This window comes from Martinezella multihospitum (assembly GCF_900094585.1).
Taxonomy (GTDB): domain Bacteria; phylum Pseudomonadota; class Alphaproteobacteria; order Rhizobiales; family Rhizobiaceae; genus Rhizobium; species Rhizobium multihospitium.
This window is the reverse complement of sequence record NZ_FMAG01000001.1, coordinates 679,368-704,263: the sequence shown is the minus strand read 5'-3', so window position 1 is coordinate 704,263 and position 24,896 is coordinate 679,368. Positions and strand designations below refer to the sequence as shown.

Annotated in this window: 24 protein-coding genes; 12 read left to right on the top strand and 12 right to left on the bottom strand. The window is 60.7% G+C overall.

Annotated features, from left to right (window positions below; all coding sequences use genetic code 11):
- Nucleotides 1-2: 2 nt before the first annotated feature.
- From cobG to GA0061103_RS03185, 3 genes are all read right to left on the bottom strand, one after another.
- Nucleotides 3-1,430, bottom strand: a complete 1,428-nt coding sequence (gene cobG / locus GA0061103_RS03195; protein ID WP_092707007.1) for a precorrin-3B synthase — start codon at nt 1,428-1,430, stop codon at nt 3-5.
- A 69-nt stretch (nt 1,431-1,499) separates the two neighbouring features.
- Entirely contained in the window at nt 1,500-2,276 is a 777-nt protein-coding gene (gene cobF / locus GA0061103_RS03190; RefSeq protein ID WP_092707005.1) for a precorrin-6A synthase (deacetylating), read from the bottom strand.
- A 64-nt stretch (nt 2,277-2,340) separates the two neighbouring features.
- Nucleotides 2,341-3,177 carry an AraC family transcriptional regulator gene (locus GA0061103_RS03185; RefSeq protein ID WP_092707003.1) on the bottom strand — a complete coding sequence of 279 codons (837 nt, stop codon included), beginning with the start codon at nt 3,175-3,177 and terminating at the stop codon, nt 2,341-2,343.
- Nucleotides 3,178-3,296: 119 nt separating this feature from the next.
- Here GA0061103_RS03185 and GA0061103_RS03180 point away from each other — a divergent pair, with 119 nt between their 5' ends.
- Nucleotides 3,297-4,493 (top strand): MFS transporter, encoded by a 1,197-nt coding sequence (locus GA0061103_RS03180; protein ID WP_092707002.1) that lies wholly within the window; start codon nt 3,297-3,299, stop codon nt 4,491-4,493.
- A gap of 123 nt (nt 4,494-4,616) precedes the next feature.
- On the opposite strand, the gene GA0061103_RS03175 is transcribed toward GA0061103_RS03180, so the two are convergent.
- Both GA0061103_RS03175 and alr read right to left on the bottom strand, forming a co-directional pair.
- On the bottom strand, nt 4,617-5,867 hold the full coding sequence (locus GA0061103_RS03175) for a D-amino acid dehydrogenase (RefSeq protein WP_092707000.1): 1,251 nt from the start codon (nt 5,865-5,867) through the stop codon (nt 4,617-4,619).
- Between the two features lie 31 nt (nt 5,868-5,898).
- Nucleotides 5,899-7,032, bottom strand: coding sequence for an alanine racemase (gene alr, locus GA0061103_RS03170; RefSeq protein WP_092706998.1), 1,134 nt, complete (start codon nt 7,030-7,032; stop codon nt 5,899-5,901).
- Between the two features lie 124 nt (nt 7,033-7,156).
- Between alr and GA0061103_RS03165 the strand changes: the two genes are divergently transcribed.
- Nucleotides 7,157-7,621, top strand: coding sequence for an Lrp/AsnC family transcriptional regulator (locus GA0061103_RS03165; protein ID WP_092706996.1), 465 nt, complete (start codon nt 7,157-7,159; stop codon nt 7,619-7,621).
- 34 nt (nt 7,622-7,655) lie between these two features.
- On the opposite strand, the gene GA0061103_RS03160 is transcribed toward GA0061103_RS03165, so the two are convergent.
- Nucleotides 7,656-9,455, bottom strand: coding sequence for a PAS domain-containing sensor histidine kinase (locus GA0061103_RS03160; RefSeq protein WP_092708572.1), 1,800 nt, complete (start codon nt 9,453-9,455; stop codon nt 7,656-7,658).
- Between the two features lie 277 nt (nt 9,456-9,732).
- Nucleotides 9,733-10,617 (bottom strand): LysR substrate-binding domain-containing protein, encoded by an 885-nt coding sequence (locus tag GA0061103_RS03155; RefSeq protein WP_092706994.1) that lies wholly within the window; start codon nt 10,615-10,617, stop codon nt 9,733-9,735.
- A 239-nt stretch (nt 10,618-10,856) separates the two neighbouring features.
- Here GA0061103_RS03155 and GA0061103_RS03150 point away from each other — a divergent pair, with 239 nt between their 5' ends.
- Nucleotides 10,857-12,176, top strand: a complete 1,320-nt coding sequence (locus GA0061103_RS03150) for an MFS transporter (RefSeq protein WP_092706992.1) — start codon at nt 10,857-10,859, stop codon at nt 12,174-12,176.
- Between the two features lie 131 nt (nt 12,177-12,307).
- Here GA0061103_RS03150 and GA0061103_RS03145 read toward each other — a convergent pair whose 3' ends face one another.
- On the bottom strand, nt 12,308-13,357 hold the full coding sequence (locus GA0061103_RS03145; RefSeq protein WP_092708569.1) for an ornithine cyclodeaminase: 1,050 nt from the start codon (nt 13,355-13,357) through the stop codon (nt 12,308-12,310).
- 144 nt (nt 13,358-13,501) lie between these two features.
- Here GA0061103_RS03145 and GA0061103_RS03140 point away from each other — a divergent pair, with 144 nt between their 5' ends.
- Nucleotides 13,502-13,939 (top strand): Lrp/AsnC family transcriptional regulator, encoded by a 438-nt coding sequence (locus tag GA0061103_RS03140; protein WP_092706990.1) that lies wholly within the window; start codon nt 13,502-13,504, stop codon nt 13,937-13,939.
- Nucleotides 13,940-13,975: 36 nt separating this feature from the next.
- Here the strand turns inward: GA0061103_RS03140 and GA0061103_RS03135 are convergent, their stop codons facing one another.
- Nucleotides 13,976-14,233 (bottom strand): hypothetical protein, encoded by a 258-nt coding sequence (locus GA0061103_RS03135; protein WP_092706988.1) that lies wholly within the window; start codon nt 14,231-14,233, stop codon nt 13,976-13,978.
- Nucleotides 14,234-14,480: 247 nt separating this feature from the next.
- On the opposite strand from GA0061103_RS03135, the gene GA0061103_RS03130 reads away from it, so the two are divergent.
- A complete protein-coding gene (locus tag GA0061103_RS03130) occupies nt 14,481-14,828 on the top strand; it encodes a hypothetical protein (protein WP_092706986.1) in 348 nt (115 codons plus the stop codon).
- A gap of 89 nt (nt 14,829-14,917) precedes the next feature.
- Here GA0061103_RS03130 and hutC read toward each other — a convergent pair whose 3' ends face one another.
- On the bottom strand, nt 14,918-15,673 hold the full coding sequence (gene hutC / locus GA0061103_RS03125; RefSeq protein ID WP_092706984.1) for a histidine utilization transcriptional repressor HutC: 756 nt from the start codon (nt 15,671-15,673) through the stop codon (nt 14,918-14,920).
- Nucleotides 15,674-15,866: 193 nt separating this feature from the next.
- On the opposite strand from hutC, the gene GA0061103_RS03120 reads away from it, so the two are divergent.
- From GA0061103_RS03120 to solA, 6 genes are all read left to right on the top strand, one after another.
- Nucleotides 15,867-16,706, top strand: coding sequence for a transporter substrate-binding domain-containing protein (locus GA0061103_RS03120; protein ID WP_092706982.1), 840 nt, complete (start codon nt 15,867-15,869; stop codon nt 16,704-16,706).
- Between the two features lie 101 nt (nt 16,707-16,807).
- Nucleotides 16,808-17,533 (top strand): ABC transporter permease, encoded by a 726-nt coding sequence (locus GA0061103_RS03115; RefSeq protein WP_092706980.1) that lies wholly within the window; start codon nt 16,808-16,810, stop codon nt 17,531-17,533.
- A gap of 10 nt (nt 17,534-17,543) precedes the next feature.
- Complete coding sequence (locus tag GA0061103_RS03110; protein ID WP_092706978.1) at nt 17,544-18,248, top strand: ABC transporter permease; 705 nt, start codon at nt 17,544-17,546, stop codon at nt 18,246-18,248.
- 22 nt (nt 18,249-18,270) lie between these two features.
- Nucleotides 18,271-19,047 carry an ABC transporter ATP-binding protein gene (locus tag GA0061103_RS03105; protein ID WP_092706976.1) on the top strand — a complete coding sequence of 259 codons (777 nt, stop codon included), beginning with the start codon at nt 18,271-18,273 and terminating at the stop codon, nt 19,045-19,047.
- Entirely contained in the window at nt 19,044-20,549 is a 1,506-nt protein-coding gene (locus GA0061103_RS03100) for an HAL/PAL/TAL family ammonia-lyase (protein ID WP_092706974.1), read from the top strand. Before GA0061103_RS03105 ends, GA0061103_RS03100 begins: the two co-directional genes overlap by 4 nt.
- A 1-nt stretch (nt 20,550) precedes the next feature.
- Nucleotides 20,551-21,699: an N-methyl-L-tryptophan oxidase gene (gene solA, locus GA0061103_RS03095; protein ID WP_092706972.1), complete on the top strand. Its 1,149-nt coding sequence runs from the start codon at nt 20,551-20,553 to the stop codon at nt 21,697-21,699.
- Nucleotides 21,700-21,719: 20 nt separating this feature from the next.
- Here solA and GA0061103_RS03090 read toward each other — a convergent pair whose 3' ends face one another.
- Nucleotides 21,720-22,214 carry a cytochrome b gene (locus tag GA0061103_RS03090; protein WP_092706970.1) on the bottom strand — a complete coding sequence of 165 codons (495 nt, stop codon included), beginning with the start codon at nt 22,212-22,214 and terminating at the stop codon, nt 21,720-21,722.
- Between the two features lie 208 nt (nt 22,215-22,422).
- Nucleotides 22,423-23,838, bottom strand: a complete 1,416-nt coding sequence (locus GA0061103_RS03085; RefSeq protein ID WP_092706968.1) for an aldehyde dehydrogenase family protein — start codon at nt 23,836-23,838, stop codon at nt 22,423-22,425.
- Between the two features lie 95 nt (nt 23,839-23,933).
- Here GA0061103_RS03085 and GA0061103_RS03080 point away from each other — a divergent pair, with 95 nt between their 5' ends.
- Nucleotides 23,934-24,848 carry a LysR family transcriptional regulator gene (locus tag GA0061103_RS03080; protein ID WP_092706966.1) on the top strand — a complete coding sequence of 305 codons (915 nt, stop codon included), beginning with the start codon at nt 23,934-23,936 and terminating at the stop codon, nt 24,846-24,848.
- Nucleotides 24,849-24,896: the final 48 nt, after the last annotated feature.

The window sequence follows — 24,896 nt, the reverse complement described above, 5'->3', positions numbered from 1 at the left end:
TTTTATCCCTGTCGTAAAGCCGTCGCGATTGCGTCCCGGCCGAGCCGTTTAAGACACTGCTGTGCCGATTCGCCAGCAGCTTTGTTGTTTCGTACCAGTTCCCCGAGCGCGGCCAGCGCCGATTTCAGTCCTTCCTTGTCGATGTAAGCCACGGGCTCTGATGATGATGACCCATTTACGACAATAGCATAGCCCGTTGCAGCACCGACGATGGTCAGCATCGCTGGGGAGGGATGGGCGCAGCCTTTTATGCAGCCGGACAGATGCACTTTGAGCGAACCGTCCAGCAACTCGGCCCCGATTTCGACCAGATCGGCGGCCGCCTGTTTCGTGGCGTAGTGGGCGGAGGCGCATGCGCCGGCACCGGAACAAGGGATGATATAGTTTGCGGGATCATCGGCGCGGGTCCGGAAGCCGCAATCCGCGGCCGCAGCGAGAACGCTTTCGATCCGGTGGTACGGAAGGCCGAGTAGCAACAGGCTGTGTTCGGGGCCTGTCCGTAATTCATGCACACCGGCCATCTCTGCACGGTCAAGAAATCGGATGAGGTCCTGAGCATGGATTTGACCGAAGGCGGCCCGCAATCCGAGTGCGGACTGTTCGTTGTCGAGTGGGATGACGCCGACAGGGGGCACGGATGGGGTAATTTCCCGGCGGGGGAAGCTGGAAAAGACAGCAAACTGCGTTCGAAGAGCAGCAACGTTCAGGTCACGGCCACGGGCGCGAGGTCCGATTGTGGCCAATGTTTTGAGCAGCGTAACGACAGCGGCTATTGCCTGTTCGCTGGGCAAGGCGGCAAGTGGTGTAGCCGTTGCGGCTGTTTCGGCAATTGAGAGCGCCCACGATTGGCCGCCATCATCGGAATGGGTGGCCTTCAGCCGGATATCTGCCGTGAGTTCGTCAAGGACGAGCCGGCCGCCGGCGTCAACGATAATGGCGAGCTTTGCAGCGAGCAAGGGCTTGGGATGAAGTGCATCGATGGCGTTTCGCAGACGCTCGGCGAGCAATCGCGCATCAGCGATCTCCGACGGATCGACGCCACTGAGCGGCGGTACTTCGATGGCGACACCGCTCTCCGGCACGATGCCGGCGCGATCGATATCGGTGGCCAGTCCGGTCATGCTCTCCGACGTCATGCCGCGCAGCTGGAGATTGCCGCGCGCTGTGATCTCGATCAGGCCGTTGCCGTGTCGTCCGGTCGCTTCCGCCAGGGCGCGTAGCTGCGCGACAGTCAAACCCGGCGTCGATGGCCGCAGACGTACGAGCAGACCGTCGCCCGTCTGCATCGGCGCGCTCAAGGAGGGGCAGGCGCCACGAACCAGGGAGGGCAGGGATGACGCAACGCCATCCCCAGCAGCCTCTCCCTTAGAGAAGCACGCTTGTTCCTCCACTGTCTGCGCGTCGGTCGCAACCATAGAACTGCCCTTCATAAGAGACATGTCCTTGCACAAACCGGATCGGCGGGCAAATGTTTTGGCCCACGATCCCTAGCTGCGCCCTTACGCGAGATCGTCGAAGTCCTGTCCTTTGCGCATGAGATAGATATCCATGATCCACCCATGTCGGGCACGGGCTTCGGCCCGTGTTGCAAGAATTTGCTCGGAAACGTCAGCCAGCCTGCCGGCGATGATGATCTCGTCCTTGGTGCCGAGATAGGCTCCCCAGTAGATATAGGCATCGGGGTCATCGATCTTGCTGAAGGCCTGCTCGCCGTCGAGCATGACCACCGCCGTTTCGGCAATGCCGGGAAAGCTCTCTGCCAATCGCCGACCTGTAGTGATCTGCACCGGCTTGCCGACGAGGTTGAGGGGGATGCGGTGACTTGCCGTCAGCGCCTGGATGCTGGTGATGCCGGGAACAACGCTATAATCGAGAGCGACCTTGCCGCGACCGACGACACGCTCAAGGATGCGCAACGTGCTGTCGTATAGGCCCGGATCACCCCAAACGAGGAAGGCAGCGCTCTGGCTTTCCGCCAGGTGTTCCAGAAACAGCCGCTCATAAGTCGCGGAAACCGCGTCGTGCCATTCATCGACGCTCTGCACATAGCTGCGGTCCGCCGTCTGGCGTGCGGGCACATCATAGCTAACGTAGCGCGTGGCTGGATTGGTGACATAGCGCTGGCAGATCTCGTGCCTGACGTCGGCAAGCTCGGTCTTGGCCGCGCCCTTGCTGGGAATGAGGATGACATCAGCTGCATTCAGCGCATTGATCGCCTGCACGGTCAGATGTTCGGGATTGCCCGTGCCGATACCGACGATGTGAATATGCCGCATATGCTTTGCCCTCGCTCTTCAGCGCTGTTTGCCGGAAGCGTTCGATCATTTCAAGAGCAGCCGTTCACGCCGATTGCTGATCGAAGGTCCAGCGGCTAGCCATGTAGCTGCGCGGCGATGTGCCGAGCATGCGCCGGAACATGGTGGTAAAGGCCGCCACGCTCTCATAGCCCGCCTCAAGCGCGACATTAGTCACGGGCTGGCCTTCTGCGAGCTGTGGGAGGCAGGCGAAGACACTGGCCTGCTGGCGCCAGGTGGTGAAGCTGATGCCGGTTTCCTTGCGGAATTGCCTGGTGAAGGTACGGCGGCTCACCGAAAGCTTTTCTGCCCAGTCGTCCAGTCTGGCATTGGGCGATGGGTTGGAGAGATAGTCTCGGCAGAGCGCGGTCAATCGGCGGTCGGACGGGAAGGGCAGGCCGAGCGGGCGCTCCGGCAGCGTTGCGATCTCCTCCACCAGGAGGGATAGGACAAGCTTGGCTTTCCGATGGGTGACGGGCGCCTCACGCAGCCGAATGGCTTCGAGCAGCAGGCTGCGGGCGAGGTCCGTCACTTCGACGACGCGCGGTGCTTCATCCTTCGCCGGCTGGCTGCGCTGCGTCACGTAGACGGATTTCATGCTGACGTCGCTCAAGATCTCGATCGAATGTTCCATTCCGACAGGGATGAAAAGGGCGTGACCTGGCGGCACCATCCAGCGGCCGCGAGCGGTCATGATCAGGGCGACACCTGAGAAGATGCAAAGCAATTGTGTGCGGCGATGATGATGCCAGGGAACGGTGTAACCCTGCGGCGGCTCGGCGCTATGGACGAGCACGTCGGCTGGCGATTCCTCCATCCAGCGCATGTTGCGGACATGGTCGTCGTCGAGGGTTGCCAGCAACTGTTTCGATAGCTTTTCCATTTTGGCCCAATCGAGAAACTATTGGACCAAAACACGAAAGAAGGACACTCGCAAGGCGTGTTAAAGCCGGATCAAATAATATCGTCGGCAGACCTCGCCGACGCAGGAGGATTCCTCACATGGTTGCGGAAGTTGCGGGTACGCAGGCCCGATATCAAAAGACGACGATGTCGATCGTCATGGCGGTCAGCACCTGTCATCTGCTGAACGATACGATGCAATCGCTGCTGACGTCGCTCTATCCGATGTTCCGAGAGAATTATGCTCTCGACTTCGTGCAGATCGGCCTGCTGACGATGATGTTCCAGATCACGGCCTCGCTGCTGCAGCCGGTGGTCGGTATCGTCACGGACAAGTGGCCGATGCCCTATTCGCTGCCCGTCGGCATGGTCAGCACGTTCCTGGGTTTGCTGCTACTCGGCTATGCCGGAAGCTTTGGCATGTTGCTGGTCGCCGCCAGCCTGATCGGCTTCGGTTCGGCCGTCTTCCATCCGGAGGCGTCGCGCGTTGCCCGTCTTGCTTCCGGCGGCCGCCATGGCCTAGCGCAATCGCTCTTCCAGCTCGGCGGCAATGCCGGCTCGGCCATCGGGCCGTTGATCGCTGCATTCTTCGTCCTGCAGCATGGCCAGAAGAGCGTCGCCTGGCTTTCGGTGCTCGCCGTCATCGGCTTCATCGTCCTCAGCTGGGTCGGCAACTGGTTCATCAATCACCGCCGCCAACAATCGGCACGTCCCGCCCCGAGCCGCGCCTTGCCGATTGCGCGCAACAAGGCAATGTGGGCGCTTGCCATTCTCATCCTGCTGACGGCGACGAAGAACGTCTACATGGCGAGCATCTCGAGCTATTTCACCTTCTACGTCATCGACAAATTCCATCTCGATGTCCGTGACGCACAGCTGATGCTGTTCTTGTTCCTCGGCTCGGTTGCCGTCGGCACGATCATGGGTGGCCCGGTGGGCGACAGGTTGGGCGCGCGCTTCGTGATCTGGTTCTCGATCCTCGGCGTCATCCCGTTTGCGCTGTTGATGCCCTATGCTGATCTGTTCTGGACTTGCGTGCTGACCGTCGTCATCGGGCTGATCTTCGCGTCGGCCTTCCCGGCGATCGTGGTCTTTGCGCAGGAGCTGATCCCCGGTCGTGTGGGATTGATCGGCGGCATTTTCTTTGGCTTCGCCTTCGGAGCCGGTGGCCTCGGTGCGGCCGCCCTCGGAGATTTTGCCGACACGCACGGCATCTCCTTCGTTTACACGATCTGCTCGTATCTGCCGTTGCTCGGTCTGTTCACGATCTTCCTGCCGCGAATCCCGCGGCATTGATTGATATCGGCTGCATAACTGCTGCCTCTACGAACAGCCCCTCACCCTAACCCTCTCCCCGCTTGCGGGGAGAGGGGACTATCCCATAGCTGCAGAAAGCGATGGCGGATGAGGCGTGCTTAATCAGGCGTAGCGGCTGATCGCGAGATCGGTCGCGTCGATGTCAGGCTTGCGGCCGCTGACGAGGTCGCTGATGACGCGCGCCGAGCCGGAGCTCATGGTCCATCCGAGCGTGCCGTGGCCGGTATTGAGGAACAGGCCCTTGATCTTCGTCGGCCCGATGACCGGCGTGCCATCAGGCGTCATCGGACGAAGACCCGACCAGAAGGAGGCCTTGGCGACGTCGCCGCCAGGGAAGAGATCGGTCACGGAATGCTCGAGCGTCTGCCGCCGGGGGAGGCCGAGGTCATTGGTATAGCCCGAGATCTCCGCCATGCCGCCGACGCGGATGCGATCACCGAGACGGGTGATCGCGATCTTGTAAGTCTCGTCCATGACGGTCGATTCCGGCGCGCGTGACGCATCGGTGATCGGGATCGTCAGCGAATAACCCTTGACCGGATAGACGGAGAGGCTGATGCCGAGCGGCTTCAAAAGCAGCGGCGAATAGCTGCCGAGCGCGACGACGATCGCATCCGCATCCATGCGTCCACGATCGGTAACCACGCCACGCACTTGGCCGCCCTGTACGTCGAGTCCCTTGATCGTCGTGCCATACTGGAACTGGACGCCAAGCTCGATCGCCTTTGCAGCAAGTGCGTTGGTGAACTTGAAGCAGTCGCCGGTCTCGTCCTTCGGCGTCAGCAGCCCGCCGACGATCTTCCCGCGCACATGCTTAAGTGCCGGCTCGACGCGGATGCAGCCGTCCGGATCGAGCACTTCATACGGGATGCCGTCCGCGGCAAGAGCCTTGACGTCCTTGGCGGATGCATCGAGCTGCGCTTGCGTGCGGAAGAGCTGCAGCGTGCCCTGCATACGCTCGTCATAGGCAATGCCCGTCTCTTCGCGGACCTGGGCAAGCGAAATACGGCTATAGTCGGCAAGGCGCAGCATCCGGCTCTTGTTGATCGCGTAGCGTTCCGAGGTGCAGTTCGACAGCATCTTGACGAGCCATGAAAGCATGGCGCCATCGACCTTCGGGCGCAGGATGAGCGGCGCATGGTGCATGAACAGCCATTTGATCGCCTTCATCGGAATGCCGGGAGCGGCCCAGGGCGAGCAATAGCCGAAGGAGACTTCGCCGGCATTGGCAAAGCTCGTCTCCAGCGCCGGCCCCTGCTGCCGGTCGATGACCGTCACTTCGTGGCCGGCCTTGGCAAGCTGATAGGCTGACGTCACGCCGATGATGCCGGCACCCAGAACGACGACTTTCATGATGTCCTCAGAGACTTGAGAGATGGGAAGGTCAGCGATATTGACGGTGGAAGCGATGGCCGAGACTGGTCAGGATTTCATAGGAAATCAAGCGGGCGTCGCGCGCAAGATCATCCACGGTCTGATGATCTCCAAGAACTTCCACCATGCTGCCGAAAGAGAGTGCGCCTTCGGACAAGGCGCTGATGTCGATTGTCGTGCTGTCCATCGACACGCGGCCGACGATCGGCAGACGGATGCCGTTGTAGTAGACAGCGCCGCGGTCGCTGAGGCTGCGCGGCAGGCCATCGGCATAGCCGGCGGCGATTGTGGCAAGCCGTGTCCGGCCTTTCGTCACATGCGCGCCGCCATAGCCGACGCGGGCGCCTTCCGGAACGGTTCGGGTCTGCACCACGGCGACCTCGAGCCGGACCACGGCTTCCATGGGGTTGGCAACGCCGCTCGTTGCGGCGCCACCATAAAGAGCGATGCCCGGCCGCGCCATCACGCCATGAAAATCTCCGCCGAGGAAGATGCCGCCGGAATTCGCGAACGAAACGTCATAGCCAGGAAATTCCGCTGCGACACGGCGCATTTCGGCAAGCTGGTCGGCATTTTGGCTGTTGCCGACATCATCGGCAGAGGCGAGGTGGCTCATGACGAAGAAAATGTCGATGGCGTCGGATGCCCGCAGGTGAGTAGCGACAGCACCCCTGTCTTCCGGCGGTATGCCGAGCCGCGACATGCCGGTATCGAATTGCAGAACCGCAGGCAGTCGCCGCTGCAGAGAGCGCGCGAGGTCTGACCATTGCTGCAGCTGATCGAGAGAATTGATGACAGGCACGATACCGCCATCGGCGCAAGCTGCCTCGTTGCCGGGCAGCAGGCCGTTCAGCACGAAAATCGTCGCGTCGCCGGACAATTGCGGGCGCAGTCGCAACGCTTCGATGAAGTGAGCGACGAAGAAATAGCGGCAGCCGCGACCGTAGAGCGCTTTGGAGACCTGGGCAGCGCCAAGCCCGTAGGCGTCGGCCTTCACAACAGCGGCCGTGCGTGCGGGCGCAACGATAGTGGCGAGTTTGTCGTAGTTCCGGCACAGAGCAGCCAGATCGATCGTCAGAGAACCACAGGCCCCGCTGTCGATCGCCAGTTTTGGCGCCCGGGAATTCACAATGCTACCGTCCATATCCGCCCTCGCTTTCCAAGTGCAGATTATTGAAACGATCGTGAAATTGCTCATCAAATAGTGATTGATAATTGTGTAATTGCATCGATATTGAAACGATCTGCGAATTTTTGAAAGAATCCACATGGCCGCTCTTGATGCGATCGATCGCAATATTCTCCGTCTGCTTCGCCTCGATGCACGTGTCAGCAACGCCAAGCTGGCAAGTGAGGTGGGGCTATCGCCATCGGCCTGCCTGCGGCGCATCAAATTGATGGAACAGGCGAGCGTGATCCGGGGCTATACGGCTCTGGTGGACACGTCCCAGGCAGAGGCATCGATCGCCGTCATCATCAACATCACGCTCGAGCGGCAAACGGAGGAGCATCTCGATCGCTTCGAGGCGGCGGTGCGCAAACATCCCGAGATCAAGGAATGCTTTTTGATGACAGGCGGCTCCGATTATCTGCTGCGCGTCGAGGTCGCCAATCCCGGCGACTTCGAACGTATCCATAAGGATATTCTGTCGACCATGCCGGGAGTGCTGCGAATTCATTCGAGTTTCTCGATCCGCAATGTGCTGGCGACGCGGCCGAAGGGCATGCGTTGAATAGGCCGATATTGCTTCGGTACAGGGCGCAGCGTTACTCTTCTGCCGTATTGTGGCTTTGATCCCAGCCGATGCCCGCCGCGGCATCCACCTCGCAGATCAAGCCGCTTGGCTCGTAACGGACTTGGACCTTGCCGCTCAATTCCGCCGCCAGCAGGCTTTCGATCAAGCGGGAGCCGAAGCCCTTGCGGGTCGGGGCTTTGACGGCCGGCCCTCCCGATTCCTGCCAGCGCAGCTTGAGCCGGTCGGTCTCGCCCGTTTCCACGGACCAGGTGATCGCAACGCGGCCATCTGCCACTGAAAGCGCGCCGTATTTGGCGGCATTCGTCGCCAACTCATGCAATGCAAGCGATATGGAAACGACGGCTCTCGGCGCGAGCTTGATCGCCGGCCCGGAAATTTCGAACCTGTCCTTCGGATAGGGGGACAGCGCCTGGGCAATGACGGCGGTCAATTCCGCCTGCTCCCACTGGCCGTGGATCAGCAGATCGTGGGCGCGTGCCATGGAGGAGAGCCGCGCCTCGAATGTCTCGACGGATGCCTTGTCCACATCGTCCCGCCCGAGCGTTTGACGCGCAATGGCCATGACGGTTGCGAGCACATTCTTGACGCGATGGTTGAGCTCGCCCACCAGCACGGTCTGCAGGCGCTCAGCCTCCTTCTTGACGCTGTTGTCATGGGCGATCTTCGATGCCCCTATGATGCGGCCATAGGCGTCATAGATCGGGGAGACGCTGAGCAGCACATCGACAAGTTCGCCATTCTTGCAGCACCGCTTGGTCTCGTAGGGTTCGACCTTCTGGCCAGCTCGGATCTGCGCAAGGATCGCCGGCTCCTCTTCGCTGCGATCGTCCGGAACGAGCATCATGACCGAGTGGCCGATGGCCTCTTCGGCCGAATGGCCATAAAGCCGTTCTGCACCGGTGTTCCAGCTGGTGATCACCATGTTGAGATCGGTGCTGAGGATGGCATCATCCGACGAGGCTATGATGGCGGCCAGACGCTGTTCCACCTGCTGGACTCGTTTGCGTTCGGTGATATCCGTGACGACGCCGGCAACCCGTCGTATCAGTCCTGAATCATCTCGCAAGCCGGAAACCGAGTTTGCCACCCAGACGAGGCTGCCATCCTTGCGGATATAGCGTTTTTCGATCTCGAAGCTCTCGCCGGTTGCCATCATCGTTTCGAACATGCGGTTGTTCTCGCGCAGATCGTCCGGATAGGTAATGTCATGCATCCGCATGCCGAGCAGCTCGGTCTCGGAATAGCCGACGATCTCGCAGAAGCGCTCGTTCACCAAAACGAAGCGGCCGTCCAGCTCGCATTGAGCAATCCCCGTTGCCGATTGCGAGATGACGGCGCGAAACCGCTCTTCGCTTTCGCGCAGGGCTTGATCCGCACGAACCCGTTCCGTGGTTTCATTGACGATACAGAAGACGCCGAGCACCTTGCCGTCCGCATCGCGAACAGGCGAGTAGGAAATGTCGAAGTAAACCGTTTCGGGATAGCCGTAGCGCTCAATGTAGAAGGGCCGGTCCTTGGCGGCGACCGTCTTGCCATCGTGAAGAACGGAATGCAGAAGCGGTTCGAGGTCGCTCCAGAGCTCGGCCCAGTTTTCCCGCGCGGGATGGCCCAGGGCCTGGGGATGCTTGTCGCCTATCGTCGGCGCATAAGCGTCATTATAAAGCGCGACAAAGTCGTCGCCCCAGAACATGACGATCTGGGCCTGCGCGGAGAGCATGATATCGACGGCAGCGGTAAGGCATGGGGGCCATGCCGATTTCGGGCCGAGGCTGGTCGCTGCCCAGTCGAAGCCAGAGATAAGCGCTGCCATCTCGTTGGTGTGACTTGCCAGTTCGGGCACGATGTTCAGGATGCATCCTCTCTTGAGCGACCGCAACCTGCGAGGATTGCCCCGTTCCGCTCATGCTTGCGAAAATTCATAACATATTCTCCGTCGCGAAGTGCAGAGAGAAAATCCGCTGATTTCAATGTATTTTAAGTGACATAAGCGAATTTCCGCCCCGAATGTTTCGGGCTGCTCAAAGCGGATCCGGGTAACAGGCCTTCATCTTGGGCGAGCTTCACTTTGACCCAGTTTGAGGGAGCTGTCAGGTGTCCGGCCTTGCATGCATTTCGGCCGTCAGCCATCTTTCGAGCGCCAGCGCATCCGGCCTTCCGGCAATGTGCGGCGCGATCCAGAGCACCATGCGGCGCGGGCCTGGCAGGAAACCGAAGGGTGCCACCAGCCGCCCGGAAGCGAGCTGATCGAGCACGAGCATTTGTGGCACGACCGCCATGCCGAGGCCGCATGCCGCGGCCTGGATCAGCAGATAGAAATGATCGAAGGCCGCCTGTGGCGTCAGACGTAGATCCGACTGCCCGGCTATGGCCTGCCAGTCCCTCCAGGCTTGCGGTCGTGTCTGCGTCGAGAGGATCGCCGCATGTTCCATATCATCGGGACGCAAAATGCCGGAGCGGTTCAAATATTCCGGCGAACAGACAGGGCCGATGGCCTCGCCGCCGAGCTCCCGGATGATCGCATCCTTCGGCGGATCGATGACGCTCGAGCGGATGGCGAGACTGATCTTGTCCCGGACGAAATCGACCTGGTCGTAGTTCATGTTGAACTGAAGGGCGATATGCGGATGGCGCTCGTGGAACTGGCCGATGCGCGGAATGATCCATCCCATCATGATCGAGGAAGAGCAGGAGAGCGTCAGCGGGCTCGGGCGGACACGCTCGACGCTCGCCTGCATCAGGCCGAAAGCGCTCGCCAGCCCTTCCGCAAGCCGCGATCCCTCCGGCGTCGGCTCCGTCGAATGCGCGCGGCGGGTCACGAGGATGACGCCGAGCGTCTCCTCCAGCCCGCGAATATGCCGACTGATCGCGCCATGCGTAACGCACAGCTCGTCGGCGGCCAGTGTCATCGACTTGTGCCTGGCGGTGGCTTCGAATGCCTTCAGCGCATTCAATGATGGGAGAGGGCCGCTCATTCTTTCGATCCCGCTATCTTATGATGTGATTTTTCCTCACATGATGGGGAGATTAAATCGTTTGCCTGCAACTTGTCCATCCCGTTAGAGATCAAGGTCATTCGAAGGCGCATGCGGCCGAAGGCAGGAACTGGAAGGGAAATCGGAGTTTCCGTTCTGTCAGCGACGCAAGCGGATCGCTGCGTCGTAAAGATTTCAGCACGGGGGAGGGATTTTCATTGCAGCCCGTAAATCAGGAAATGTCACAGGTCGAGCGCTCGGCCATATCAAAGGTTTCGAAGCGGCTGGTGCCGTTCATTGCCTTGATGTTCTTCATCAACTTCCTTGACCGCACCGCGATTTCCTTCGCCGGGCCGAACGGCATGACAACGGATCTGGCGCTGACGGCGGCACAGTTCGGTTTTGCCGCCGGTATCTTCTTCTTCGGTTACATCGTTCTCGAAATCCCGAGCAACCTCGCGCTTCACAAATACGGCGCGCGCCGCTGGCTTGCCCGTATCATGGTGAGCTGGGGCGTCGTGGCACTGTTGTTCACCTGGGTATCGAGCGCGACGGAGCTCTATGTGCTGCGCTTCCTGCTCGGCGTTGCCGAAGCCGGCTTCTTCCCGGGGGCGATCCTGTTCTTGAGCATGTGGGTGCCGGCCAGGCACCGCAGCAAGATTCTGGCACTGTTCTATCTTGCCCAGCCGCTGACAACAGTCGTCGGCGCGCCCTTTGCGGCCATGCTGATCCAGATGCACGGTCTCTTCGGCCTGGAAGGCTGGCGCGTCATGTTCTTCGGCGTTGCCATCCCGGCTGTCATCGTCGGCATCATCACCTGGTTCTACCTTGCGGATCGGCCGGATGATGCGAAATGGCTGACCCAGGCCGAGAAAGATTGGCTGAACCGGGCGCTCGCAGGCGAGGAAAAGGCAAAGGCGGCTGCGCATGGCAAGATGACGGGCCTCGCCTTGACGGATGGCCGCGTCTGGCTGCTATCGGTCATCTATTTCGGCCTGATCTACGGTCTCTATGCGCTTGCCTTCTTCCTGCCGACGATCATTGCCGGCTTCGAAACGAAATTCGGCACCAAGTTCGATGTCTTCGACAAGGGCTTGATCACGGCCGTTCCCTATCTGCCGGCAGCCGTTGCCCTGTACTTCTGGAGCCGCGATGCGTCCAGGCGCGGCGTACGGCCGTGGCACATCGGCATTCCGGCCCTGGTTGGCGCCTTCAGCATCCCAGCCGCGCTCTACATGGGCTCGCCGGAAGCGACGATCGTCATGATCACGTTGACGGCCTGCGCGATCTTCTCCGCCCTGCCGAATTTCTGGGCCATTCCGTCGCGCTTCCTGACCGGACCAGCTGCTGCGGCCGGCATCGCCCTGATCAACACGATCGGCAATATTGCGGGCTTTGCCGCGCCCTATGTGACCGGTGTCGTCAAGGATGCGACCGGCCTTTATGAACTGCCGATGTTCATCGTCGGGGCGCTGATGCTGCTGTCGGCGCTGCTGGCTTTCTCGTTGAATGGTCGTGTGCGCGAGCCGGAATTGATCGCCTCCGGCAGCAAGGGCTGAAATCGCCCGGCCTTAGGAAGGGATGTGTTTCGATGGCGGTCGTAAAAGCGGCCGCCATTGTCTTTTCCTAAAGTGCTTTGTTCTCGAACAATTCCGGACGGAAAGCGGCATGCACTTTTCCTGGAATGGCTTTAGGCTGCCCGCAGCAGCATGCCGAAGAGATCGCGCGGATCGTCCGGATCGGCGATGATGTCGAGCTTCTGGAAATAGTCCGTGCCGGCCAGCTTTTCGCGGACGTAGCGCAGGGCGGAGAAATCCTCGATCGCGAAGCCGACGCTGTCGAACAGCGTGATCTGCCGGTCGCTGCTGCGGCCCTTGGCGCGACCGCTCACGACCTGCCAGAGTTCGGTGACCGGATAATCCGGGTCCATCTGCTGGATTTCGCCCTCGATGCGCGTCTGCGGCGGATATTCGACGAAGGTGTCGGAGCGCAGCAGGATATCGCGGTGAAGTTCCGTCTTGCCGGGGCAATCGCCGCCGATGGCGTTGATATGCACGCCGGCGCCGACCATGTTGTCGGTGAGGATCGTGGCATATTGCTTGTCGGCCGTGCAGGTCGTGATGATGTCGGCACCTTCGATGGCGGCCTGGGCCGAGGTGCAGGGTACGAGCTTCAAGCCGGTCTTTGCGAGATTGCGAACGGTCTTTTCCGTTGCTCTGGGATCAATGTCGTAAAGGCGGACTTCCTCGATACCGAGCACCGCCTTCATCGCCAGCGCCTGGAATTCGGCCTGCGCGCCATTGCCGATCAGGGTGAGGCACAGCGAATTGGCCGGCGCCAGATGCTTTGCCGCCATCGCCGAGGTTGCGGCCGTGCGCAGCGCCGTCAGCAGCGTCATTTCCGTCAGCAGCACGGGGTAGCCGGTCGAAACCTCAGCCAGCAGGCCGAAGGCGGTCACGGTCTGCAGGCCCTGCGCCATGTTCTTCGGATGGCCGTTCACATATTTGAAGCTGTAGACTGCCCCATCCGAAGTCGGCATCAGCTCGATGACGCCGTCATGCGAATGCGACGCGACGCGGGGCGTCTTGTCGAAGAGGTCCCAGCGGCGAAAATCCGCTTCGATGGCGTCCGTGAGTTCGATGAGCACGGTTTCGATGCCGACATGATGGACGAGCCGCATCATGTTCTCGACGCTGACGAAGGGAATGAAGGCTCTTTCCGATGGGAGCGGTGCGGACATTCTCGTATCCTCGATGGAAATCATTTTCCCATAGGGTACCAAGCGGATCGATTGACTGAAATCGCAAAACTGTGTCAGTTTTGGTATGGGTTTGCACAAATTGCCCATAATTTTTGACGGAATGAACAAAATCAGGGTCGCGTGATGACGCTCGCCAAATATATTCCCGATGATCTCGATCGGCGTATCATCGCTCATCTGCGCGCCGATGGCCGCGCTTCGCTCTCCAAACTCTCGGATGCCTTGGGTGTTGCGCGCGGCACCGTGCAGAACCGTTTGGACCGGCTGATGGATACGGGCACGCTGCTCGGCTTCACCGTAAGAGTTCGGGAAGACTATGAGGAGCAGACCGTGCATGCCGTCATGATGATCGAAGTCGTCGGAAAATCGACGACGCAGGTCATCCGCAAACTGCGCGGCCTTCCCGAAATTTATTCGTTGCATACGACCAACGGCAATTGGGACCTGGTCGCCAATATCCGCGCGACCAGTCTGTCCGACTTCGACCGCGTCTTGCGCGAGGTGCGGATGATCGATGGTGTTGCGAACAGCGAGACCAGCCTGTTGCTGAGCAGCCTGTGATGGGCGCCTTAAAGGTTGCCGCCCGTGAGTGGCCCGTCATGAACGGTGGGCGCGCAATATGCGCTTCCAGAGGGTGCCGCCGAGGAAGCGATTGAACAGGATGAAATAGGCGACGATAAGAACGAAAAGCAGCAGCGCCGGCGGGCCATCGAGCTGGAAGCCGTCCGCGGTTCTGCCACCAAAGATAGATGCAATAATGTAGCCGAAAACCAGAAAGGCGGTCAGGAAGTCGAAGACGGCGGCAAGCACGATGCGCCAGGTGGCTGGCTGCGCTGCGGGTTTTGTGTCGGACATTGTTGGACCCAATCCTATTCGCAAAAGACGTCGGCGGGAGCGCGCGGGCCGCTAGCCGACGGACCACATCACCGATACATCCAATGCGGCAGAGCTTTGTCAATCGCGCAGGCGGTCATAGCCGATGCGGCGAGCCGTTTTGTTTGTTCTCGGCGGAGATCGGCATCAGCCAGCGGAGCCCGAACGGAGGCGCAGGCAGGCCGTGCCGTACAGCTTGAAAACTCGCGGCTTGTTGTTATGATTTCGTATGGAACTTACTTTGCTCGCCCACGCCCTTGCCTGGACCGTGCTCGGTCTGATCATCGTGACCACGGTCGTCCCGGTCGGGACGAAGTACCCGTTCATGGCAATGGCGAGCATCGACAGCGTCATCCCGTTCGGCCTTTTGGGATTTCTGTTTGTCATGGCTTACCCCGAAGACCGCCGCATCATTGCTCTTGTGTGCATATTGGTCGCAGCTGCAAGCGAGTCACTCGCGCTCATCCTACCGCAGAAGTGCCTCAGGATCGAGCGCGCGATCTTGAAAGTGCTTGCCACGGTATCAGGTCTGCTTTTGGGCGCATTATTTATGGAGTGCATGCTGCAGGCATCGTAATTTGCTGACGGCATATCAGACCATTCGGCCCCTTTTGCATCCCTTGCGCTTTCTCAAAGCGAACGAATGTTCATATCTTCCATATACAACTATCGGTCCGATGGTTTGCCGCTTTGGCTCTCCAGCCGATAGCGATGTCCCGGGTAAACCAGCCGTGCCGTAGAGACGATGCCGCGCGCCGACCATGTGCGCCTCCAGATTGTCAGGCAGGGTTCGGTCTTCAGGATTGTCAGCAGCTTGCATTCCCAGGCTTGCGGCATGACGGCTTCGACGACATGTTCCGAGCCGCTCAGGGGGGCGACGGCTGAAAGATAGGCGTTCGGCGTCATGTCGGTGAAATCCTGCTGCAGATAGTCGGGCGCGGCGTCCGGATGGACATGCCGGTCCTCGATCTGCACCGGCACACCGTTCTCGCTGTGCACGATCAGCGAATGGAAAACAGGCGATCCGATGTCGAGTTCCAATGCGTCGGCAATGTCGGGCGATGCGGCCTCCTGGGCGAGCACGATCACCGTTGCCTGGTGGGAATGGCCGCGTTCGGCGATTTCCTCGGCGATGTTGCGGACCTCGAACAGGGCCGATGCGCCCTTGCGCTCGGCGACGAAGGAGCCGACGCCCTGGATGCGAACGAGCTCGCCTTCATTGGCCAGTTCGCGCAGCGCACGATTGGCCGTCATCTTGCTGACGCCAAGCTCGACCACCAATTCGTTTTCGGAGGGAACGCGATATTTGGGTGGCCACTCGCCACTATGAATGCGGTCGAGTATCATCTGCTTGACGCCGGCATAGAGGGGTGCGGCGTCATTTTCCGCCAGTTCGCGTTTCATCTCGCCGGAACGCTTCATTGCCTATTCCCTTTGCACCGAGTGAATCTGCCTCGAAAACAACTTTCCCACTTGCATATCATAAATTATCACATATGGTACCCTATACAACCTCGCAATCAATCCTAAAATTTAATTGGGAAAGCGGGCAAGCCGGCGAAGATCGGTAGGAAGTGCTGCAAGGCCTGTTTCAACCTCAGAGGAGCTCTACACAATGAAATTCAGCGCAATTCTCTTGTCAGGCGTCGTGGCTGCCGCCGCTTTCGCCGCGCCGGCCGTCGCCAAGGACTGGAAGACGGCAACGATCACCCTGGAAGGTGCCTACGCGCCGTGGAACATGACGAACGCCGACGGCACGCTCGGCGGCTTCGAACCGGAGCTTGCCAAGGTTCTGTGCGAGCGCGCCAAGATCGACTGCAAGCTCGTCGCTTCCGATTGGGACGGCATGATCCCGGCGCTGAACGCCGGCAAGTTCGACGTCATCATGGATGCCCTGTCGATCACCGACGAGCGCAAGCAGGTCATCGGCTTCACCATTCCTTATGCCGCGACGCCCGCTGCCTTCGCAACCGCCAAGGATAGCCCGCTTGCCAACGCTGCCGGCACCGGCACCACGATCAAGATGACCCCCGGCCAGACCGGCGTCAAGGAAATCGACGTGCTGAAGGAAGCCTTCAAGGGCAAGACCATCGGCATCCAGGCCGCAACCGTCTATGCCAAGTTCGTCTATGACAATTTCGGCTCGATCGCCACGATCCGCGAATACAAGACCGGCGCCGACCGCGACCTCGATCTGCAGAACGGCCGTATCGATCTCGGCTTCGACGACGCGGTCTATTTTGCGAACGCCTTTGCCAGTGCCAATGACTCGCTCGCCTTCACCGGTCCGGAAATTGCCGGCTCCATCTGGGGCGCGGGCGAAGGTCTCGGCATCCGTCAGGCTGATACCGATCTTGCAGATAAGTTCAACGTAGCGATCAAGTCGGCTCTTGCCGACGGCACCATCAAGACCCTGTCGATGAAGTGGTTCAAGGTCGACGTCAGCCCGGAATGATCGGCGCGGCCTTCGGGCTGTTGCTCTCGGTCTCCGGCTTTGCGGCCGGAGACCGTATGATATCCTGACGCCTGAAACTGCCACGGACAGGGATTGGATCTATGGCAAGCTTGCAATTGCTGGGCTTCGGCTCGAACGGATGGGGCGCGCTGCTGCTCGTGGCCGCATTGATGACGCTCGCCGTCACGGCGACGGCCCTGGCCATCGGAGCGGTGCTCGGCGCGATCGTCGCCTTCGCCAAGCTCTCCGGAAGCGTGGTGCTGAAGACGCTCGGCAATATCTACACGACGGTCTTCCGTGGTGTTCCCGAGCTGCTGATCATCTATCTAATCTATTTCGGTGGCTCGTCGGCTGTGACATCGATTGGCAAATGGCTTGGTTACGAGGGTTTTCTTGGCCTGCCGTCCTTTGCCGCAGGTGCTCTCGCCGTCGGTATCATTTCCGGCGCGTATCAGGCAGAGGTTTTCCGTGGCGCCTATCTCGCCATTTCCAAGGGCGAGCTTGAGGCCGCGTCTGCAATCGGCATGCATCGCGGCTTGCGCCTGCGCCGCATCATCATTCCGCAGGTCTTCCGCTTCGCCATTCCTGGCCTTGGCAATGTCTGGCAGCTCAGCCTCAAGGATTCCGCTTTGATCTCGGTGACGGGCCTGGCGGAATTGATGCGCACCAGCCAGGTGGCTGCCGGCTCTACCCGCCAGTATTTCCTCTTCTTCATCGCCGGCGGCATTCTCTATCTGATCCTGACCAGCCTGTCGGATCGCGTCTTCAACAGGGCGGAACGTCGCGCCAATCGCAGCATGCCGGCTGCGACCATCGGCCAGGCTTGAGGAGGAAGGCATGGACATCGATTTTCTTTCGAGCACGATGGTCACACTGCTGAAGGCAGTGCCGATGACTTTGCTGCTGTTCTTTCTGTCGATCCTCTGCGGCGGCATTCTGGCGCTCGTCATCGTCGCCATGCGCGTCAGCGGCAATCCGATCCTGTCGGGCTTTGCCAAGGGGTACATCTTTGTTTTCCGCGGCTCGCCGTTGCTGATCCAGATGTTCCTGATCTTCTACGGCCTGGCGCAATTCTCCATCATCCGCTACTCCTTCCTCTGGCCGTTCCTGCGCGAGCCCGTCGTCTGCGCAATTTTGTCGCTGGCACTCTGCACCGCCGGCTACTCGGCCGAGATCTTCCGCGGCGGCATTCGTGCCGTCTCGCCGAAAGAGATCGAAGCGGCGCGTTCGATTGGCATGTCCGGTTTCCTGCTCGTGCGCCGTATCATCGCGCCGATCGCCTTCCGGCATGCGCTGCCGGCCTATTCGACCGAGATCGTGCTGATGATGAAGTCGACGGCGCTTGCGAGCCTCGTCACGGTCTGGGAGGTCACGGGCGTTGCCCAGCGTCTGATCTCGCAGACCTACCGCACGATGGAAGTCTTCATCTGCGCCGCGATCATCTACCTCGTGCTGAATTTCGTCATTCTGCAGGCCATGGCCCTGCTGGAATATTCTCTGTCCCGCCATCGCCGCGCCATCCCGCCGGCGCTGAAGGCCTAAAGCTTACTGGAGCAGGCAAATCATGCCAGGTGTCACCCGACTTTCCGTCCGCAACATCCGCAAGAGCTTCGGTACCCATGAAGTCTTGCGCGGCATTTCCCTCGATGCTCAGGATGGCGATGTGATTTCGCTGCTCGGCGCTTCCGGCTCGGGCAAATCGACCTTCCTTCGCTGCATCAACCTCCTCGAGATTGCCACGGATGGCGAGATCTGGGTGGATGGCGAGCAGATCCGGATGATCCACAAGAATGGCAAAAGCTACCCGGCGAGCCACAAGCAGGTGGATCATATTCGCTCCGAACTCGGCATGGTGTTCCAGAGCTTCAATCTGTGGTCCCACATGACCATTCTGCAGAATGTGATCGAGGGGCCGGTTCATGTCCTGAAGCGTCCCCGCGCTGAATGCATTGCCGAGGCCGAAGTGCTGCTGGAAAAGGTCGGCATTGCCGACAAGCGCCACGCCTATCCCGCCCATCTCTCCGGTGGGCAGCAGCAGCGCGCGGCGATTGCCCGCGCGCTTGCCATGAAGCCGAAGCTCATGCTGTTCGACGAGCCGACCTCGGCGCTCGATCCCGAGCTTGTCGGCGAAGTGCTGCGTGTCATGCGCTCGCTTGCCGAAGAAGGCACGACGATGCTGGTCGTTACCCATGAAATGAGCTTCGCCCGCAATGTCTCCAACCGCGTCGTCTTCATGAAGGAAGGGCTCGTCGAAAGCACCGGCACGCCGGATGAGATGTTCGGCGGCGGCGCATCGCCTGCCTTCCGCCAGTTCATCGGCCATTTCGGAAACGGGCAATGACCGTCACTATCGACAAGCTATTGTCCTGGCGCGACGTTGCGCGCGTCGGTGGCGGCGAGCCGCTTTCCCTTTCCGATGCAGCCTGGGAGCGGGTTGCCAAGGCAAGCCGCATCGTCCAGCGCTTCGTCGAAACGGGCGTGCGCGCCTATGGCGTCAATACCGGTGTCGGTGCATTGTCTGATACGGTTGTTGATCGCGATTCCCAGAGCCGGCTCTCGCGCAACATCATCCTCAGCCATGCATGCGGCGTCGGCCCGCTTCTACCGGCGCGCGAGGTGCGCTCGATCATTGCAGCGCAGATTGCCAATTTTGCCCATGGCCATTCCGGCGTGCGGCCCGAAATTGTCAGGCATCTGGCTGCGTTTCTCGAACATGACTGCATTCCGGAAGTCCCGTCCAAAGGCTCCGCCGGCTATCTCACGCACAATGCCCATACCGCTCTCGTCCTGATCGGCGAGGGCAGGGCTGCCGTGAAGGGCAAGTCGATGAGCGGCGCCGAGGCGCTTGCGGCGATCGGTCTGCCTCCCCTGGTGCTCGGCGCCAAGGAGGGCTTGAGCCTCGTCAACGGCACGGCCTGCGCCACGGGACTGTCGGCGCTTGCCGTTTCCCGCGCCGAGCGTTTGCTCGATTGGGCCGATGCCATCGCCGCGCTGACGCTCGAAGCCGTAGGCTGCCAGATGGCGGCTTTCGATGAAAAGGTGCTTGCGTTACGCCCATCGGCCGGCATCGCCAAGGTCGGGCGCAGGCTTCGCAGCCGCTTGAATGGCAGCGGCCTCGTTGCTGCGGCTCTGGGGCGGCGGACGCAGGATGCGCTGAGTCTCCGGTCGGTGCCGCATGCCCATGGCGCGGCCTGGGATGTCTTCGAAGAGACCGCTCGTATCGTCGATCAGGAACTGGCTTCCGTCACGGACAATCCGGCTGTTTCCGGTACGCCGGAGCAGCCCGTCGTCTCCTCCGAAGCCCATGCTGTTGCACCTGCCCTTGGCCAAGCGGCTGATAGTCTCGCGATTGCGATCGCCCAAATTGCCGCGATGAGCGAGCGGCGGACGGATCGCCTCGTTAATCCGCTTGTCAGTGGTCTGCCGCCATTCCTCGTGAGCGATGCCGGCAGCCATTCCGGCTTCATGATTGCGCAATACACGGCGGCTGCACTCAGCAACGACAACAGGCGTCTGGCGGCACCCGCATCGCTCGACGGCGGCCTGACCTCCGGCCTGCAGGAGGATTTTCTGGCCCATCCGACAGCGGCGGCCAACAAGCTGCTCACGATCCTCGACAACGCGGAATACATCCTGGCGATCGAACTCATGGCCGCCGCACAGGCGCATGATTTCCTCGTTTCGAAGGGCAAGAGGGCGTCGGGAACGGAACATGTCCACGCAGCTGTCCGTTCGTGCGTGCCCGTTTATGGCGACGACCGTCCCTTGAATGCAGATATGGAAGCCTTGCGGGCCATGATCGCTACGGCCGCACCGCCGGCTGAAAGTGGAGCTGGAGCATAAAATGTCTGCGGAATTCGATGTAGTCGTCATCGGCCTCGGTGCGATGGGGAGCGCTGCCTTGTCTTTTGCTGCAGCGTGCGGCGCAAAGGCGATTGGCATCGAGGCCCATTTCCCGGCCCATGCGCTCAGTTCTTCGCATGGCGATAGCCGTCTGATCCGCCTCGGCTACTTTGAAGATCCGTCCTATGTTCCCCTGCTCAAGCGCGCCTATCAGAATTGGCGCTCGCTGGAGGCAAGGCTGCGCGCCGAGATCCTGACGGTGACTGGCGTTCTGCAGATCGGAGCGCCCGACAGCAAGATCGTCAGCGGCACACGCGCCTCCTGCGATATGCATGGATTGCCGCATGAGATACTCGATCGCGACGCCATGAAGCGGCGGTTTCCGGCGTTCGCGCTTGAGGAGGGCGAGGTCGGCCTGCTTGATCCGCAGGGCGGTTATGTGCGCCCGGAAGCGGCGATCATGGGCTATCTGAAGCTTGCGGCGGAAGATGGCGCGATCCTGCATTTCGGTGAGCGCGTTATTGCCGTCGAGCCAGAGGATAACGGCGTGACCGTCATTTCGACGACCGGACGATATCGCGCTAGAAAAGTGATCGTCGCAACCGGCGCCTGGATTGCCGAGCTGGTGCCGCAGTTGAAGGCGCACGCGCAGCCGATCCGGCAGGTGGTCGCCTGGTATCAGCCGAAAGATGGCTTCGTTGCCGAACCCCAGCGCATGCCTTGCTTCCTGCGGGATGAAGGAGCGGAAGGCTCCTATTTCGGCTTCCCGGCGATCGGCATCGATGGCGTGAAAATCGGCCGCCATGCGCATTTCCGCGAGGCGATCGACCCGAGAATGCCCAATCCGCCGGTCAATGATGCCGATACCGACCTGCTCGACAGTTTCGCCCGCAAGCGCTTGCCGAATGCCGCGTCATATCGCGTGCGGGCGACGACCTGCCGTTACACTATGCTGCCGAGCGAGGATTTTCTCATCGATCTTGTGCCCGGACAGCCGAATGTGGTGGTCTCGTCCGCCTGCTCCGGTCATGGCTTCAAGTTCACGAGCGTCGTCGGCGAGATTCTCGCCGATCTGGCGCTTCAAGGCGGCAGCGGGCTGCCGACCGCTCTCTTCTCCTTCGAAAAGCACTTTGGCGGCCAATTGGCTTAGCCGCCAATTTCGCAGATGGTCTAGCCGATCGTCATGCGTCGCAGGACATCCGATTTGAAATAGAAGTGCTGAACAAACGCTCCGAATATGTGCAGTACGACGACGATCCAAAGCAGCGTCTTGATCGGGCCGCCATGGACGAAGGCCGCCGTATCGATACCGAAATAGTAGGCTGCCATTCCCGATAGGGGCATTGCGAAGATCAGTGCATAGAGCAGGAAATGCGTGATGCTTGCGATGTAATGCAGAAATGCGGGCTGATTGTCCGGCAGCGCCGGGACATCGGACACCAACCTCAGGCCAAGGCGCACGATAGCCAGCAGCAGGATCGCGATGCCAGCATAGGCATGGATATTGGCGCTGGCGACATCGGCCGGTGTTGGCACCTGGCCATGCCGCACAAGACGCCGCCATGCGTTCATGCCATCGGGAAACAGGAGATTGAAAAAGATGAGAATGGCCATGAGCCAGTGAAGAATGCGTTGCGGAGCAGAGTAGGTCGATCTGGCAGGCATCGGGTCTCCTTAAATTGGAATTGTTCTAAAGGTAGAACATGATTCTAACGAGAACCTGAATACGAGCCTTGTCCAGCGTGCTTCGTTCGGCAGCTTCATATCTTGGCGCGTCCCTGGCGGCATCCTGAGGGCGCTCGCTTTCGCGCCCGGCTGGGGAAGCTGCCCCGGAAAGCCGTTAAGCTTCTTCGGGACTTTGGGTCTCCTCACGTCAGCTCAGCACGGCGCGCGGCTCAAGAAATGATTCCAGCCCGTAGACGCCGAATTCGCGGCCGATGCCGGATTGCTTGAAGCCGCCGAAGGGAGCCGCCGGTTCATGCGGCGCGCCATTGATGACGACGCGACCCGCATCGATGCGATCCGCCATCCGCTTTGCCCTGTCGATATCGGCGGAGAAGATGTAGGCCTGCAAGCCGTAGACGGTGTCGTTGGCGATTTCGAGGGCGTGTGCATCGTCGCGATAGGGGATAACGCACAGTACTGGTCCGAAGATCTCCTCGCGCGCGATCCGCATGTCGTTGCTGACGCCGGAGAAGACGGTCGGGCGGGCAAACCAGCCGCGGTCGAGGCCTTCGGGGCGTCCCTCGCCGCCGACGATCAGCCGGGCGCCTTCCTCCTGGCCGAGGCGGATATAGGACTGCACGCGCTCCCACTGCTTCCGGCTGACCATCGGGCCGATGCTGACGGTAGGATCGATCGCATCGCCGACCTTCAGCGCCGCAACGGCTTTTCCCAATTTGTCATGGATTTCGGCGAGACGGCTTTCCGGTGCTAGAATTCGGGTGCCGGCAATGCAGGCCTGGCCGCTATTGGCAAATCCGGCACCCAGCACTTGTGGGATGACGACATCGAGATCGGCATCGTCCAGAATGATGTTCGGGCTCTTGCCGCCAAGCTCGAGCGTCACGCGCTTCAGGGTCGCGGATGCGGCCTGTAGGATCGCCTGGCCCGTCGCTGTCGAGCCGGTGAAGCTGATCTTTGCGATATCGCGATGGGCGCTGAGGGCTGCACCGACCACATGGCCGTAGCCGTTGACGATGTTGAAGATGCCGTTCGGCAGGCCGGCCGCGTGTAGGCATTCGGTGAGGAGCTGCGTCTGGATGGCGCTCATCTCGGAAGGCTTGATGACCATGGTCGTGCCGGCGGCGATAGCTGTGGCAAGCTTGTTGCAGATGAAGCCGTAATTGCTGTTCCACGGTGTGATCGCAGCAGCGACGCCGGCGGGCCGCATCTCGATTTCTGCATGGCCTATGCGGCGACGAAACTCATACGTCTCGAGCGTCTTTGCCATTTGCAGAAAGCTGGTCGCGGCATGCGGCACCGAGAAGCCGATGAAGGGCGCCGGCGCACCATATTCCTCGCGCATGGCATCGGTGAGGTCCGAGACACGCGCCGCGACGGCTTCATGCAGGCTCTGCAGCATGGCGATGCGCTCGGCCTTTGAGCTTTTCGAGAGGCTGGCGAATGCCGCCTTTGCGGCCCGCACGGCGTCGTCGACATCCTGCTCGTTACCGAGGCGTACGGTGCCGATCTGCTCTTCGGTGGCTGGATTGAAAAGCGGAGCTTCTTCCTTGCCGTGCGGCTGAAGGAAGCGGCCGTTGATGTAGATGGTGTCTATTGTGCGCATCACGCGTCTCCTTTGTCTTCACGGGAGAGATAAGATGCGCTATCTGTTCGGTCTAGCAGGACAAATATGGACAGGCTGATAAGGAAAATCGCGCAATGAAGGCAAGCCTGGCGGAGCTCGAAGCGATCGCCGCCGTCGCCCGCCACGGCGGTTTTCGCGCGGCTGCGCGTGAGCTCGGCATGTCGTCGTCGGCGCTCAGCCATGCCGTTGCGACGCTGGAAGAGCGGATGTCCGTGCGAATTTTCAACAGGACGACGCGCAGTGTCACCCTGTCGGATGCCGGCGAGCGCTTCGTGGCGGAGGTGGCGCCGGCGCTGACGGCGATCGACAAGGCGATCGAAAATGCCGGCATGTCTTCGAGCGCGGTGTCGGGCACGCTGCGTCTCAACATGGCGCCCGGTGCGGCACGCATGCTTCTGGTGCCGCTCATCCTCGAATATGGCCGGCGCTATCCGAATGTCGAGGTCGACATCGTCACGGACAATGCACTGGTGGATGTCATTGGCAAAGGGTTCGATGCCGGGGTGCGTCTTGCCGAGATGATTCCGTCGGACATGGTGGCAATCCCCATCGTCCCGACGATACGCTCGCTTGTTGTCGGCTCGCCAACCTATTTCCGCGATCGACCGCGCCCGCGCGTGCCTGGCGATCTCCTGCAGCATCGCTGCATCCGTGCACGAATGGGAAGCGGCAAGATCTACCGCTGGGAATTCGAGCGGCGTGGGGAGGCGCTGCTGATCGATGCGCCGGGAAACCTCATTCTCGACGAGGGCGATCTGATGCTGAGCGCCGCGCTTGACGGCGCGGGGCTTGCCTATATCAGCCAGCCTTCCGCTGCCGATCACATTGCGAAAGGTAACCTGATCCCCGTGCTGGAGGATTGGACACCGCCTTATCCTGGTCTCAACCTCTACTTTGCCCAGCGCCGGCAGATGCCGGCAAGGCTACGCGCGCTGATCGATCTTATCCGCGAACAAAGCGCTTCCCGCGCGGTGGCGGCGAAAGATTAAGTTTTGGACATGTCCGGCGATAGAGCTTGAGTGGTGATGTATCGAGGG

What these genes read in the sequence shown, in the direction of transcription:
- GA0061103_RS03120 (WP_092706982.1), top strand. Translation starts at nt 15,867, where the DNA reads ATGAAATTCAGCGCAATTCTCTTGTCAGGCGTCGTGGCTGCCGCCGCT.
- GA0061103_RS03155 (WP_092706994.1), bottom strand. Translation starts at nt 10,617, where the DNA reads ATGAGCGGCCCTCTCCCATCATTGAATGCGCTGAAGGCATTCGAAGCC.
- cobF (WP_092707005.1), bottom strand. Translation starts at nt 2,276, where the DNA reads ATGCGGCATATTCACATCGTCGGTATCGGCACGGGCAATCCCGAACAT.
- GA0061103_RS03115 (WP_092706980.1), top strand. Translation starts at nt 16,808, where the DNA reads ATGGCAAGCTTGCAATTGCTGGGCTTCGGCTCGAACGGATGGGGCGCG.
- GA0061103_RS03160 (WP_092708572.1), bottom strand. Translation starts at nt 9,455, where the DNA reads ATGGCAGCGCTTATCTCTGGCTTCGACTGGGCAGCGACCAGCCTCGGC.
- GA0061103_RS03085 (WP_092706968.1), bottom strand. Translation starts at nt 23,838, where the DNA reads ATGCGCACAATAGACACCATCTACATCAACGGCCGCTTCCTTCAGCCG.
- GA0061103_RS03090 (WP_092706970.1), bottom strand. Translation starts at nt 22,214, where the DNA reads ATGCCTGCCAGATCGACCTACTCTGCTCCGCAACGCATTCTTCACTGG.
- cobG (WP_092707007.1), bottom strand. Translation starts at nt 1,430, where the DNA reads ATGAAGGGCAGTTCTATGGTTGCGACCGACGCGCAGACAGTGGAGGAA.
- GA0061103_RS03165 (WP_092706996.1), top strand. Translation starts at nt 7,157, where the DNA reads ATGGCCGCTCTTGATGCGATCGATCGCAATATTCTCCGTCTGCTTCGC.
- GA0061103_RS03180 (WP_092707002.1), top strand. Translation starts at nt 3,297, where the DNA reads ATGGTTGCGGAAGTTGCGGGTACGCAGGCCCGATATCAAAAGACGACG.
- GA0061103_RS03140 (WP_092706990.1), top strand. Translation starts at nt 13,502, where the DNA reads ATGACGCTCGCCAAATATATTCCCGATGATCTCGATCGGCGTATCATC.
- hutC (WP_092706984.1), bottom strand. Translation starts at nt 15,673, where the DNA reads ATGAAGCGTTCCGGCGAGATGAAACGCGAACTGGCGGAAAATGACGCC.
- GA0061103_RS03080 (WP_092706966.1), top strand. Translation starts at nt 23,934, where the DNA reads ATGAAGGCAAGCCTGGCGGAGCTCGAAGCGATCGCCGCCGTCGCCCGC.
- GA0061103_RS03185 (WP_092707003.1), bottom strand. Translation starts at nt 3,177, where the DNA reads ATGGAAAAGCTATCGAAACAGTTGCTGGCAACCCTCGACGACGACCAT.
- GA0061103_RS03105 (WP_092706976.1), top strand. Translation starts at nt 18,271, where the DNA reads ATGCCAGGTGTCACCCGACTTTCCGTCCGCAACATCCGCAAGAGCTTC.
- alr (WP_092706998.1), bottom strand. Translation starts at nt 7,032, where the DNA reads ATGGACGGTAGCATTGTGAATTCCCGGGCGCCAAAACTGGCGATCGAC.
- GA0061103_RS03100 (WP_092706974.1), top strand. Translation starts at nt 19,044, where the DNA reads ATGACCGTCACTATCGACAAGCTATTGTCCTGGCGCGACGTTGCGCGC.
- GA0061103_RS03145 (WP_092708569.1), bottom strand. Translation starts at nt 13,357, where the DNA reads ATGTCCGCACCGCTCCCATCGGAAAGAGCCTTCATTCCCTTCGTCAGC.
- GA0061103_RS03175 (WP_092707000.1), bottom strand. Translation starts at nt 5,867, where the DNA reads ATGAAAGTCGTCGTTCTGGGTGCCGGCATCATCGGCGTGACGTCAGCC.
- solA (WP_092706972.1), top strand. Translation starts at nt 20,551, where the DNA reads ATGTCTGCGGAATTCGATGTAGTCGTCATCGGCCTCGGTGCGATGGGG.
- GA0061103_RS03135 (WP_092706988.1), bottom strand. Translation starts at nt 14,233, where the DNA reads ATGTCCGACACAAAACCCGCAGCGCAGCCAGCCACCTGGCGCATCGTG.
- GA0061103_RS03150 (WP_092706992.1), top strand. Translation starts at nt 10,857, where the DNA reads ATGTCACAGGTCGAGCGCTCGGCCATATCAAAGGTTTCGAAGCGGCTG.
- GA0061103_RS03130 (WP_092706986.1), top strand. Translation starts at nt 14,481, where the DNA reads ATGGAACTTACTTTGCTCGCCCACGCCCTTGCCTGGACCGTGCTCGGT.
- GA0061103_RS03110 (WP_092706978.1), top strand. Translation starts at nt 17,544, where the DNA reads ATGGACATCGATTTTCTTTCGAGCACGATGGTCACACTGCTGAAGGCA.